This window comes from Opitutia bacterium KCR 482, assembly GCA_029269845.2.
Lineage (GTDB): Bacteria > Verrucomicrobiota > Verrucomicrobiia > Opitutales > Intestinicryptomonadaceae > Merdousia.
In genome coordinates this window covers 1,732,302-1,745,508 of sequence record CP149973.1, presented here as the reverse complement: position 1 = coordinate 1,745,508, position 13,207 = coordinate 1,732,302, and the positions used below count along the sequence as shown (strand labels likewise).

General features: G+C 56.9%; 7 protein-coding genes. 2 read left to right on the top strand and 5 right to left on the bottom strand.

Going from position 1 to position 13,207, the window contains the following annotated elements:
- Nucleotides 1-79 precede the first annotated feature (79 nt).
- The 3 genes from P3B99_007420 to P3B99_007410 form a co-directional block, all read right to left on the bottom strand.
- A complete protein-coding gene (locus tag P3B99_007420; GenBank protein WYJ07029.1) occupies nucleotides 80-2,092 on the bottom strand; it encodes a glycoside hydrolase family 97 protein in 2,013 nt (670 codons plus the stop codon).
- Nucleotides 2,093-2,232: 140 nt separating this feature from the next.
- A complete protein-coding gene (locus tag P3B99_007415) occupies nucleotides 2,233-4,368 on the bottom strand; it encodes a family 16 glycoside hydrolase (GenBank protein WYJ07028.1) in 2,136 nt (711 codons plus the stop codon).
- 15 nt (nucleotides 4,369-4,383) lie between these two features.
- A complete protein-coding gene (locus P3B99_007410; protein ID WYJ07027.1) occupies nucleotides 4,384-5,700 on the bottom strand; it encodes a Gfo/Idh/MocA family oxidoreductase in 1,317 nt (438 codons plus the stop codon).
- Nucleotides 5,701-5,852: 152 nt separating this feature from the next.
- On the opposite strand from P3B99_007410, the gene P3B99_007405 reads away from it, so the two are divergent.
- A complete protein-coding gene (locus tag P3B99_007405) occupies nucleotides 5,853-8,042 on the top strand; it encodes a beta-galactosidase (GenBank protein ID WYJ07026.1) in 2,190 nt (729 codons plus the stop codon).
- 282 nt (nucleotides 8,043-8,324) lie between these two features.
- Here the strand turns inward: P3B99_007405 and P3B99_007400 are convergent, their stop codons facing one another.
- Entirely contained in the window at nucleotides 8,325-9,626 is a 1,302-nt protein-coding gene (locus tag P3B99_007400) for a hypothetical protein (protein WYJ07025.1), read from the bottom strand.
- A 1-nt stretch (nucleotide 9,627) separates the two neighbouring features.
- Complete coding sequence (locus P3B99_007395) at nucleotides 9,628-12,792, bottom strand: hypothetical protein (protein WYJ07024.1); 3,165 nt, start codon at nucleotides 12,790-12,792, stop codon at nucleotides 9,628-9,630.
- 55 nt (nucleotides 12,793-12,847) lie between these two features.
- On the opposite strand from P3B99_007395, the gene P3B99_007390 reads away from it, so the two are divergent.
- Nucleotides 12,848-12,997 carry a hypothetical protein gene (locus P3B99_007390; protein WYJ07023.1) on the top strand — a complete coding sequence of 50 codons (150 nt, stop codon included), beginning with the start codon at nucleotides 12,848-12,850 and terminating at the stop codon, nucleotides 12,995-12,997.
- Nucleotides 12,998-13,207: the final 210 nt, after the last annotated feature.

The following is a 13,207-nucleotide window of genomic DNA, read 5'->3' as shown; positions in this document are numbered from 1 at the left end:
GAGGTCAAATATTTTTAAAGCGCGCAAAAAAACGCCGAAGCGTTTCGGCTTCGGCGTTCGGATTTTTTGCAATTCTGCGCTATTTAATGGGAATGAGTTTGAGGGCGAAGCCGCCGCCGCTCTTCATTTCGATTGCGAGCTTGTCGGAATGTTTTACGGTTTTCGTTTCGTATTTGTAGTCTGTTGCGATGCGTCCGCTGTTGCGGGCGTCGCGTATCAGCTCCGCCTTGTATTTGCCCGCGCCGATGATTTTCGACAGGTCAAGCTCGAACTTTTTGCCGTTCCAATCCGCCATGCCGCCGACGTACCAAACGTCGCCCTTGCGTCGGGCGACGACGACGTATTCGCCCATCTTGCCGCCGAGAACTTTCGTTTCGTCCCAAGAGGTCGGAACGCCCGCGAGGAAGCGGAGGATTTCCGGCTCTTTTTCGTACTCGCTGGGCATGTCGCTTATCATTTTAAGCGGCTCGAAGAACAGCACCGAGTGCGCCGCCATGTGCGCGCGCGTGCCGTTGACCGCGGGCATTCCGCGCGAAAGATACCAGTCGCCCTTGGCGCGGTTGCGCATTCCGCCCGAAGTGTAGTCCATCGAACCTAACAGCATGCGGGTGAACACGAGGTCGATGTTGTGCGATGGCGTAATGGCGGGCGACCACTTGTTGACTTCGCCGCCGTAGACCGCCTCGAAGTTCACGGCGTTCGGGTATGTGCGCTGGAAGCCCGACGGCGCGGGGCAGCCGTGCCAGTCGATGACCATTTTGCGCTCGGCGGCGAGGCGCGTGATATTTTCGAAATGGCGGATAAGCCACTGGTCGTCGCGGTCGTTGAAGTCGATTTTCAGCCCGTAGACGCCCCAGCTTTTGTAGAGGTCGAGAGCCTTTTCGGGTTCGTCGAAGGCAACCTTGCTGTAAATCCAGATGACGACTTTAACGCCCTTCGAGTTCGCGTATTTTACGACCGCGGGAACGTCGAGATAGGGCTTGCCGTTGACGAAGTGCGCGGTATCGTTGTAGACGGGCTTGGATTCGGAGCCGCGCCCGACGTGCCAGCCCGCGTCTATCGTCAGGAACGGGATTCCGTTTGCGGCGGCGAAGTCGATGTAGTGGCGGTAGGTCTGCTCGTTTACGCCGAGTTCGAAATCGACGTTTTCTATGTTCCAGTCTACCCACCAGTCCCAAACGGAAGTGCCGATTTTAATCCACGACGTGTCGGCGACGCGCGACGGCTCGGCGAGTTTGTAGACGGTGTCGTTGTCGGCAAAATCGGCGTCGGTTCTGCCGACGACGAAGCCGCGCCACGGGAACGCGCGCGCCCCCGAAGTTTTCGCGATGAAGTCCTCCGTTTCCTTGACGACGTACATGCCGTCGTACTCCGCGCCGCCGACCTTTCCCTTGTAGGCGAAGCCGAGCTTTTTAGGGCACTTTGTGAAATACGCCTTGGGCGACTTTGCGTCGGCTGGATACGAAATTCTCATTCCGGGGTAGTCAAACCACGCCGACTCCACAACCGCAACTTTCATGCCCGACTTTTCGAAGAAGAACGGCAGCGACGCGCTGTGCTGTTTTTTGAGCGCGGCGGCGGGCTGGCGCAGAAAGCGTCTTTCGAACGATGTTTTGTCAGCCTGCACGACGTGCGCAATTGTGTTGTCGGAATCGGCTACCGACGAAAGTTCGAGAAGTTCGCCGTTCACGACAAGCTCTCCGTCGAAGTCGGTCGCGAAGCGGTAGGCGGCGGCTTCGTCGTAGACCCTCACGAGCAGCTTGAAATTTTTGAAGCCGAGCTCCAGCTGGTTGTACTCGTCGGCGACGGTTTTGCGCGTGCCGAACACGGGCTCAAGCGTCCCCTTGTGCGAGGAAAGTTTTTGCGATTGCGCCACGGCGTCCCGACCGAGAAAGCCCCTGTCGGTATCCATGCCGATTGCGCATTTTTCAAGCAGAACCTTTCCGTCGGCTTTGAGCGAAAACGACAGCCCCGCGCCGTCGTCCACCGACGCCTCTATTCTTCCGTCGGGCGATTTAACCGAATACGTCTCCGCCCGCGCCTGCGCCGCAAAAGCGAGCAGCGCGGAAATTCCCAGTGCATATATTTTCATTCTCATGACCCGCAAGTTAAAAAAGGCGCGCCGAATTTGTCGATAAAAAACGCCCCCTTTGTTTACTTTACAGTCAAGTTGGGGCGCAAAAAAAGCGGCTTCGGGGATTGCCCGAAACCGCCGTTTGAAATTTCGCAAAATTAAAGCTCTTTTATTTTCACGTTGCGCCAGAGTATCGCGCCCGTCTTGCCGAAGTGGACTTGCAAGCCGATGAAGCCGGGCTTTACGCCCTCCCACTCGAAGTCTGCGGTCGGCACGCCGTTGACCCAAGTCTGCATTCTGTCGCCGTCGCATTTAATCGTCATTCTATTCCAGCCGAGCAGGTCGAGGGCGTTGCGGGCCTGTTCCTGATCCTCGCGCGAGAGCGAGTACTTCCAAGCCACGCCTTCGTTATAGACGCCGCCCGTCCAGCGGCGGCGCGGATTTTCGTCCATTTCCGCCTGCGGGCCTACGACTCTGTCGTATTCGCTGCCGTCGGGGCGTTTGCGCTTTTCGAAGTATCCCTTGAAAATCACGCCCGAATTGCCGAGTTCCTCCCACTTGAATTCGTAGGTGAAGATGAAGTTTTTGTAGTCGGCGCGCTCGGTGATGAGGAAGGAATTTTCCTTTTTCTTCTGGTCTACGACTTTGCCGTAAATGCAGCCGTCCTTGACGCCGTAGAACGCCGTGCCCGTCGTCGTTTTCCAGCCGTTGAGCGTTTTGCCGTCGAAGAGCGAAACGAAGCTTGCGTCGATTTTCGGCTCGCGCTCCTCGGCGACTTTCATGAGTTTGTCCTCGACGCCGCGGGCGCGGAATTCCTTCTGCCAAACCTCCCTGAATTTGCGGGGTTTTACCCTGAGCTTGGAGGCTATGAATTTTTCGTCCTCGGCGGGGACTTTGCCCGAAAGCACTTCGTAGACCGTTTCGGCGACGAAGTCCTTGTCCTTGTTTCTTGCGAGTTTCTTGATGATAATTTTGCAGATTGCCTTGCGCAAGCCGTCGTCCGCCCCGTTGAGGCGCGACGCAAACTTGGGAAGTTCGCCGTATGTGATGAGGTTTTCGTACATCTGCGAAATCTTGGCGTCTTTGTAGCCGCCGTCGAAGAATTTTGTTTCGAGCTTCTTAGCCGCGTCCAAGTCGCCCCTGATAACGAGCATTTCGAGCGCGAAGAGGTCGCCCTTCGATTCTGCGTCCTTCAAAACCCTGACAGCCGCAAAACTCGGATTTTCCTCCAACACGTTGCGGGCGTGCGACGCCAGAATCTTGTTCTTCGACTGTGCAAGCGCGTAGATTTTGCGGAGGTTCGCCTCGTCGGTGCAGATGAAGCGCGCGGCATAGACGGCTTCGTCGAGCAGGTCGCGGTCGTTCGAATCGAGCAGCGGCGCGATTGTCGGGTAGAAGCGGGTGTCGCCCGAAAGCATGAACGTGGACATCGCCGCAAGCTTTGCCTCTTTGGAAAGCTTGGGGAACGCCGCGATTATTTCTTCGGAATCGGCGAATTTGCGCGCGTTGTAGATGAGTCTGCCAGCGCGAGCGACGTTTTTGCCGTCTGCAATTATGATTGAGTCGAGATACTTTACGCGGTTCTTTGCGAGTTCAGCGCGCGCTCCGATTGACATCGGGTAGTCGGCGGGGACGCTTTCGAGCGCGTCGGTCGCGAGCGACTTGTCGCCCGATTTCGCCGCGCGGTATGCTATGAGCGAAAGCGCGTCGAGGGCGGCGTCGCGGCGGAAGTCGTTTTTATCTGCGATGCGCGAAAGCGTCTTCACGGCGTCCTCGTATTTTACCATCGCCGAAACCGCGAACAGCGCGAGGTTCTTGTTGTCCGACTGCGCGTATTTTTCGAGCGCGTCGAGACCCTTCGACGAGCCGCGGGCGGCGAGCGTCGAGAGAACCGTCATTGCGCATTTTTCGTCGGCCTTTTCGAGAGAGTCCGCGAGGGCGGAATCAACCGAAGAAGAGTCGAGCGTGATGAACACCGAGCACACCCACGGGGCGCGGAAATCGTCGTTCAAAAACTTCGCGAGCACCGGGACGGAGTTTTTCGTGGCGATGGGCTTCAAGATTTCGCACGCCCTTTCGAACGCCGCGTTGTCGATTTCCTTTGCCGAAATGGTTTCGAGGATTTTCGCCTCGACCGATTTCGCTGAACCCTTTTTCAGGGATTCCGTGCGGATTTCGTAGAACCACGAGAGGCTGTCGCCCGCCTTGTACGACTGCATGTCGGCATAGGCGTCGGCGAACAGCGACGCGCACGCGAACAGCGGCGCGGCGAAAACAAATGCAAATTTTTTCATGTCGAAATTCTCCTTTTACGCTTTGAGTTCCCACGGGGCGCAGTAGGCGCGGTCGCACATGCGGGCGGCTTCGTCGTCGCCGACAATCTCCTCCGTGTCGGGGTTCCATTTGATTGTGCGGTTGAGCCTGTACGCGATTTCGCCCAGCAGGCAGCCCGTGTTTGTGCGGTGCGCAATGTTGATGTCGGTCGCCGCCCTGCGCCTGTCGAGAATGCTGTCCACAAACGCCGTGAAGTGGTTGCCCGCGCGGACGGGGAAGAGCCTGTCCTCGGTGGGCAGAATGCGCGTTTCGGCAATCGAAAGCGGGTTCGAGACAATCGTCGCGCGGGAGACGAAAAGCGTTCCCTTTTCGCCGAAGAATTCCACGCCGTTGCGGTTCATGTCGGACATTTCGACCTCCACACCGTTCTTGTAGCGGAAAGTTATCGAGAACTTTGTGGGCTGGTCGGAGAAGCCGTCTTTGGGCCATTCAACGAAATTGGGACGGATTTCAATCGGGCCCGATTCGTCCACGCCCATCGCCCAATGCGCGATGTCGAGGTGGTGCGCGCCCCAGTCGGCAATTTTGCCCGCGCTGTAATTCATTATGCCGCGCCAGCGGGTGAACGTCTTGCACGGGTTGTAGTACGACGAGCGCGGCGCGGGGCCCTGCCACATTTCCCAGTCGAAGCCTTTCGGGACGGGAACGGGTTTGAGGATTTCGCTCCTGAAATTCGACGGAAGGCCGATTACGATTTTGCTTATTCTGCCCAAGTAGCCGTTCCTGACGATTTCCGCCGCGCGCACGAACGTGGGAATGGAACGCTGCCACGAGCCCGTCTGCCAGATTATGCCCGAAGCCTCCACGGCATCGCGCAAAATCTTGCCCTCGCGGATTGTTCGGGTGAGGGGCTTTTCGCCGTAGACGTCCTTGCCCGCCGCGACGCACGCAAGGGCGATTATCGCGTGCCAATGGTCGGGGGTAGCCGACATGATAAAGTCAATATCCTTGCGGGCGACGACTTCGCGGAAGTCGTTGTAGCATGGAATGTCCATGCCGAAGTTTTTGCGGGCAACCTGCAAGCCGCGCTGGTCGTTGTTGCCGTAGCCGTAGTACTGGCGGCCTTCGGTTGCGTTTACGTCGCAAAGCCCCACAAGCTGCAAACGCTTGTCGCTCACGAAGACGCCCGTGTTTCCGCAGCCCTGCGTGCCCAAGCCTATCGAAGCAAACGTGATTCGTTCGCTCGGCGCAACCGCGCCGTCCTTGCCCAACGCCGAAGCGGGTATGATTGTGGGGAAGCCCAAGGCCATTCCCGCACCCGCCATTTTTTTGATAAAATCTCTCCTGTCCATGATAGTATAATGAATTGGTTTGTCGAAAAGGCGCAAGCGAATTCACGCCTCAAACGTATGAGAAGATGATTTAACACATCGAAGCCCCCTGTCAAGCATTTTGGACTTTTTTTTGATTGCCGCCGCCGAGCGACGTTTTAGGCTGTTTATGCATGAAAATTCCAAATCTATTTGCAGCCGCAATCGCGCCGATTATCCTTGCGGCGTGCGCGACGGTCGCGGGGGAATCCGTTTCGGAAAACACGGTGCTTTTTGAAAACTTCGAAAATTTCGACAAAAACAGCGGCGCAAACTGCGTCATAACAGAGGAAACCGCGGTAGTTTCCGAAGAAAACGCGCTTTCGGGCGGGAAGTCGCTTGTGGTTGACACGCGGAAATCGAAACGCCAGTACCCGCTTGCGCTTTCGATTTTAATCCCCAAGTTCGAAAAGGGCTACGCCTACAAGCTGACCTTCAAATACTCCACCCCCGAAATCGGCGGCGGGGAAACACCCACATTCTTTGTCTACATGTGCTACGGCAAGACGTCGAATACGCGCGACGCAGTTTTGGGAGCGCAGAAAAACACGCTGCTCTTCAAAACCTCGAAAGACTCCGACACGCTAACTGCGACATTCCTCGCGCAGGCGGACGGAGAAAGGAAAATCGAAATCACCTCCGCAGGCGGCGGCGTGCTGAAAATAGACGACATCAAAATAGAAAAACTGCCCATGCCCAAATACGCGTGGCTTTTCGAGGACGGCGCGTTCAAATATTTCAGGAGACCGCCGATGTCGGGCAAGGGCTTCAACGACGCCGACCCCGCGCTCTCCATTCCGCGCGAAAAATTCTGCCCGTTTATCGACAAATACGGGCAGTACATGCACAGAAACTGGAAGAATAAAATCCTGACCGACGCCGACCTGAAAACGCGCCTCTCCGAAGAGCAAAGCTTCGAGAAAAAACTCGGGACAATCCCCGACCGCGACAAGTATTTCGGGCTGCTCGACCCCGACAGAAAATACGCGGCGACGGGGCACTTCCGCGCGCAGAAAATCGGCGGCAAGTGGTGGCTCATCACCCCCGACGGCAACCTGTTCTGGTCGCACGGCATCGACTGCGTGGGCGCGACCGCCCCCACGATTATCACAAACCGCGGGGAATATTTCGCCGACGTCTCCGACAAAAAATACGAAAAGACGGCGTACTGGTCGCGCCTGCTTGAAGGCAAATTCCAGACCTACAATTTCTACCTGCGCAACATCGACAAAAAATACGGCGACGACGCCAAGAACTACAACGCCGTTGCGCCCCGACGCATGCGCTCGTGGGGCGTCAACACTTACGGCGCGTGGACAAGACCCGAACTTCTGGAAAACTCGGAAATTCCGTTCGCGCTGTTCACAAGCGCAAAAGCTCCCAAGAAACTCGAATCGCAGAAAAAGCTCAACGCGTACTGGCAGCCCGTGCCCGACTACTTCGACGAAAATTTCGAAAGGCTCACGCTCGAGGCCGTGGCGAAATCGGCGCGGCTGATGAACTCGCCGTACTGCGTGGGCGTGTTTGTGGACAACGAGCTTCCGTGGCAGACCGAAACGCTCGTGCTGCCCGCGGCGATTCTCTCGTGCAAGGCGGACCAGCCCGCGAAAATCGAGTTCAAAAAAATGCTCGAAAAGAAATACGGCGAAATCGAAAAACTCAACGCCGCGTGGAATTCCAAATACGCAGGCTGGGACGACTTCCTCGCAAAAACCGACTTCGTTCCGAAAACGAAATCGGGCAAAAATGACATGCTTAGAATCGAAAGAAAATTCTACGAAAAATATTTCCGCACATGCCGCAAGGCGGTCAAGCGCGTCGCGCCCGACACTCTCTACCTCGGCTGCCGCCTCGCGTGGACGAACGAGCTTGTGGAGAAGTCGGCGTCGAAGTTCTGCGATGTCATGAGCTACAACCTCTACCGCGACGACGTCTCCGCATTCAAACTGCCAAAGAACGCAAAAGACAAACCCGTAATCGTGGGCGAATTCCACTTCGGAAATCAGGACAGGGGCGTATTCGGCGGCGGACTCCGCGCATGCGCCACAATGCCGGAGCGCATAGAAAAATACAACACCTACGTTCTGAGCGCGGTCGAAAACCCGATAATCGTGGGGGCGCACTGGTTCCAGTACTACGACCAGCCGACGACGGGCAGAGTGGGCGACGGCGAAAATTACAGCGTGGGCTTTGTGGACATAGCCGATACCCCCGTGTACGAAGCGGTCGAAGCCGCGCGGAAAATCGCCGAAGAGATGTACGCCACAAGACTTTCGGACGAGCGCAAAGTGAAAATCACCGAACAAAAAACAATCACCTACTAAACGCCGAAAGTGTATCCGCGCGGACGGTTTGAGGAAAAAAATCGAGCGTTTGAGGAAATTGGTTGATTTTCCCGTCTTGCGGAAAGCCCCCGTTGCAGGTGGTTTGCGCGGGGGGTGCATTGTCTTTGCAGGGCAGTTGCAAGGTCGGGGTTACGGAGGCGTTCGGGTTTTTTGCGGGCGTTTTCTAAGTTTGCGGTCATTTCTTTGAAAATGCCGTCGTGTTTTTCTAAGTTCGGCGAAATTTCCCGTCTCTATATACAGAGCGTCGGGCGGCTGCTCCGGTCATCTTGCAACTGTGTAGAAATCGTCGCGTCGCCAGAGGCCTTTATAAACCTCCTCGACTGTCGACGGCGCGGAGCGGATTTCCCCTCCCGACGCCATCAGTTGTCGGTAGTCTTTATAGCTCGGCGTCGTCCCCGAGTCTATTTGTCCCGTTTCGATTCCCGTCAGTTGGTCGGTCGGCGCGAACTTTCCGCGGATTTCGGGCTTTGCCCCAAAAAACGCCGTTTCCCTCCTCACCGACACCTGCAACGACCTCTCGCCCCACCGCTTTGTCGGCGCTCTCACGAAAATTATTCCGCCGTCGACGTTTCGGTTGTCGAACAGAATTGCCTTTGCGGAGTATGTATCGCCCGTGTACGAATTCGCGAACGATGTGGCTTTTGCATAGACCAAATCGCCCTCGCGCCGCGAAACCGTCATCATCGAGCTTCGACATGCGTAATAGTCGGTGGCGAGTCTTTTGTACGGCCTGTCCAGAAAGAAATCGTCGCCGACGGAGAGTTTTTCGGTGGTGAAGCCCACTTCGTCGAGCCCGCAGAGGAATTCGAAGGAGCGGTAGTCGAGCGTTTCGAGCGGCGTGCTCACCCTGATTTTTCCGCCCGCGACATTTCGGTTGTCGTAGAGCACCTCTTTTGCCGTCAGCACCTCGCCTTTCGGGCGGGTGAAGTCCGACGCCTTTGCGTAGACAAGCTCGCCCGACCGCCGCAGCACGGTCATTGCGTCGGAGCGGCAGCCTTTATGCCAAACGCCGTTTATCAGCCGCTCCTCCCTTTCCATGTAGAACGTGTCGCCGACCGCGAGCCTGTCGGACTTAAATCCGACCTCCTTTGTCGAAGTATTGTACGAAAAATCGCCGTAGCCGCCCGAAAGCGCCAAATCGCAGTCGAAATCCACGAGCGAGGGGAAGTTGACGACCTCCGAGGTGTACGAGCTGAAAACCTTGCTGTCCGCGCCGCTTTTGGGGACGTAGACGTAAAGCTCGGTGACGTGGTAGATGTCGCCGAACACCGACGTTCCGCATTCGACCGTTTCGTCGCCCAGAAAATACCCGCGCGAAACGAGCGTTGCGCGTTCGGAATCGGAAAGGTCGCGGAAGATTTTCGCGCCGCGCCCGCCGGTGTCGTAGTGGGTTTGGTCGAGGTTCAGGGGGCTGCCGATTCGCGACACGAACGCCTCGCGCATAATCCAGTAGTCGAGCTCGAGGAAATACTCCCCGAAATCCCGATACTCCTTGAAGAAGTAGTTACGGCGGAAAGTGTCGTCGTAGCAGGGAGAGTTGAAGTCGTTTTGCGGGTCGAGCATATTATTTAGCCTTTCGCTCCGCGAGCGCGGAGACCGTTGTTTTGAGGGTTTCGAGGGTTTCGGACATCGTTTTGACGGCGGAGGCGATTTCGCCGAGCGACTGCGCCTTGTTGTCGTCCGAGCCGCCGCCCGTGCTTGCGCCCATTGCGTCGAGCTTTTCGTTGAGGGCGGGGTTTGCTGCGAGCTGCGGCTTTTGCTGCTCCTGCGTTTTGTTCGAGCGCGTTGCCGAATTGCCCTGCGCCGCCTTTGCGGTTGCGGCAACGCCTTGCGGAGCTCGCGATGTCATCGAAGTTGCGGCGGACCTTATATTGCCGACCGCCCCCTGCGCGTATCCCGACATCTTCCGCTCGCCTGCGGTTTGTTTGCCTTGGGCGTGGGCGTTGAGGGTGTCCTTGTTGGCGTCGCGAAACGCCGTCCAGCTTTGCCCCGACTTCGAACCGCCCGCGGCCTTCCACTGGTCGTACAAATCCGCATATTTGGCGGAGACCGTCGCGGGGCGTTTGCGGTTGTTTCCCGAACTTCCGCCCGTTCCTCCGCCGAAGCTTCCGCCGCTTTCGTAGCCCGCGCCGCCCGCGCCCGCCGAGCCTCCCTGTCGGGCGGTACGGTAGACGTTCGTTTGTCGCATTGTGGCGGCGAGTTTCTTTTTGTCTTCGTCGGACACGCCCTGCAAGCCCGCGAGACTTCGTTTGATGTCGCGTTCCTCCGCAAGTGCCTGCGCCTCCTTCATCCGCCCCTGCGCTTTGAGCTGCTCGATTTTGTTCGCCAGAATGATGTCCTCTATTTTCGTCTGCGCGTCCTTCGCGGCGTTCTGCCGCTCGGCTTCGTCGGTGATGGACTTTTCGAGGTTGTAGCGTTCGCGGGCCTGCGCGTTGGCGGAATTTTGCAGGTTTACAAGCTCGTCGCGGCTCATGCCCTCGCGGCGGGCGTTTTCGAAGATTTCGGAGGCGAGCTGCGCGACCCGCTGCGAGCCTTCGAGCTCTTTCGCGAGCGTTTCGTTGCCCGAAGCTCTGGCGCGGAGAATGTCCATCTCCAAGCCCTGCTGGCGCGTCTTCGAAGCCGCAGTCTCGGACGCAAGCCACTTCTCCGCGTCGGCTTTTTCCCTCTCGACTTTCAACGCCGCTTCCGCCGAAGCGTAGGCGCGTTTTTTAAGGTCGGCATAATCGCCCTCGGTCTTTACCGTGTCTTTCAGCGAATTGATATGCTGCTTCGCCAACTCGGCGCGGCGCAAATCCTGCGCGACCGATTCCGACAGGCTTTGCAGACGCTTTTCTTCCTCCGAATCGCCGCGATTCTTCGCGTCGGCAATTTGTATTTCAAGCGACAGTTTCCGCGAAAGCAGTTGCAACATATCGGCGGTTCTTTCGTTTTCGCCGTTTTTCAAAACCTGTTCGGCTTCGGCTTTGCCGAGCTCCAAAATCTCCCGCCGCGCCTGCGCAAGGCGGTTTGCCTTTGCCACGCGTTCGGAGTCTTTCACCGTTCCGCCGTTGAACGCCGCTTCGATGTCGGCAATTTCGCGCTCGGTGTCGGCGTACTTTTGGCGAATTTGCCGCAGGGCTTCCGTGCCGTCGGTCGCCGCCCGCAGTTTTGCCTCGCTTTCGGCGAGAATCGCGTTCGACCGTTCGACGGCCGCCGCGTGCTGTTTCGCCGCAGTCGCCGCCAAATTCTCGGCGGGCGCAAGCGCGGCAAGAAGCCCTTTGAGCGATTTTATTTTTTCGTCGTAGTTGTTGAGTTGCGATCTGGCGTTGGGATCGACATACCCCGATATGCCGCCCATCGAGCCGGTATTTGCGTTGCGGAGGTTTGCCCGCTCGTATTCGTTGCGCTCTTTGGCGAGCTTGGCGATTTCGGCGGCAACCTCCGCCGCGCGTCTCTTGTTGCCGTCGAGCGTAATGCCCCATTGTTTGAGATACGCCACTTCTTCGTCGATTGCGGCGCGGTATTGTGCCGAAGCCTCGATGCTTTTTTTGTAGGCTTCCCGCGACTTTTCGGCAAAGTACGAGTACGCGGAGGCAAGCCCCATCACCGCCGCCGTCGCAAGCCCCGCGACCGCCCCCCACGGCGTTGCTTTCAACGCCGACGAGAGCGTTTTTGTGGCAAGCGTTGTGCCGTTTATCGAGAGCGAAACAAGCCTGAACATTCGCGACACGCTCGCAAGTCCGCCGATTCTCGAAAACGTAAGGGCGATTGCAAGCCCCGCGAGAGCCTCGGTAAGGAGCGTTGCAAAGCCCTTGTTGTCGGCAAGCACACCGCACATTCCTTTCAGGAGGTCAGCCACGTCCGCCGCAGCGGGGGCAAACTGTCCGCCGACGGTTTCGGCGAGGTCGCCCCAAGCGTTGGCGAGTTGTTTGAGCTTGCCGACGCTTGTTTCGGCTTCGGCTTTCGCCTGAGCGAAGCCCGAAGACGAAAGTTTTTGTACCATTGCAAGCTTTTCCTCCTCCGTCTTGCACTTGGAAAGCGCGGGGATATATTCCTGCAACGCGGTTGTCTTGCCCTGCATTGCCGCCGATGCGGCTTTGACCGCCGTCATAACGTCCATTTTCAGGGCGGCGGAAAGTCCTATTGCCGAGCGTATAACCCCCTGCATTTGTTCCGCCGAAATGCCCATTGAAGCCGCCATTGCCTGCATCGCAATCACCTGCTCGTCGCCGTAGGTTGTGATGCGCTGCATTTCGGAGGCGAAGTTTTGCATTATGGGCAACACCTCCGACACGTTTCCACCGTGGGAGCGTATCGAAGCCGCCAAGCGCGACACCGCCATTTCCTGTTGCCCGAAAGCCTGAATCGACTTTGTTATGGCCGAGGGAAGCTGGGTTGCAAAGCGTGCGCTTAACGCGCCGAGCTCCATATAAAAGCCCTGCAACGAAGTGGAAAACTTATCGATTCCCTCCTTTGTCTTTCGGTTCTCGTCTCTAAACTTTTTCGAGCTTTCGCCGACCTTGTCGGTCGCGTCTTTAAGCTTGTCGAAAGTTTCTTTGCTTGAAACGGCGGCTTCGGCAAGGGCTTTTGTGATTTCCGAAAGCTCCATCGCCGACTTCGACACAGCCGAAAAGTTGAGCCCGTTGATTTTCGAGATTTCCTCCCCGACCGCCCGCAGTTCGCCCAAAAATTTATGGATTTCGTCAAGTTGGGCTTTGACTTTTATGAGTATGTCATAAGGATCTGCCATATTTGTGCGATTTTTGTTGATTTTCTAAATTTTAAGGCCGATAATCTTCAAAGAAATGGAAAGCATAGTTGACATACTTATAAAAGGAATACTCTTCGTGGGAATACTTGGAGTGTGGTATGTCATTCTGAAATTGTTGCTCCGTCTTCCCGGATGGAACGACAGCCTCGGTAAGCCCGTCATAAAGGTCTACTACAAGAAATAGCCCGCCGTCTTCCTAATCCTCCGCAGCCCTCAGGTCTTTGTTGATTCGACTGAGGGCATTTTCGTCTCCGTTGGCAGCGAGGTTGGCGTCGAACGTCGCGGCGGTGTTGCGGGCGCGGCGGCGGGCTATCGCTTTCGATATGTGCCGCAACCGCAGTGGCGAAAGCTCCAGAACGTCGTCCCATTTGAGCGGGCTGTTGGCGCATATCCA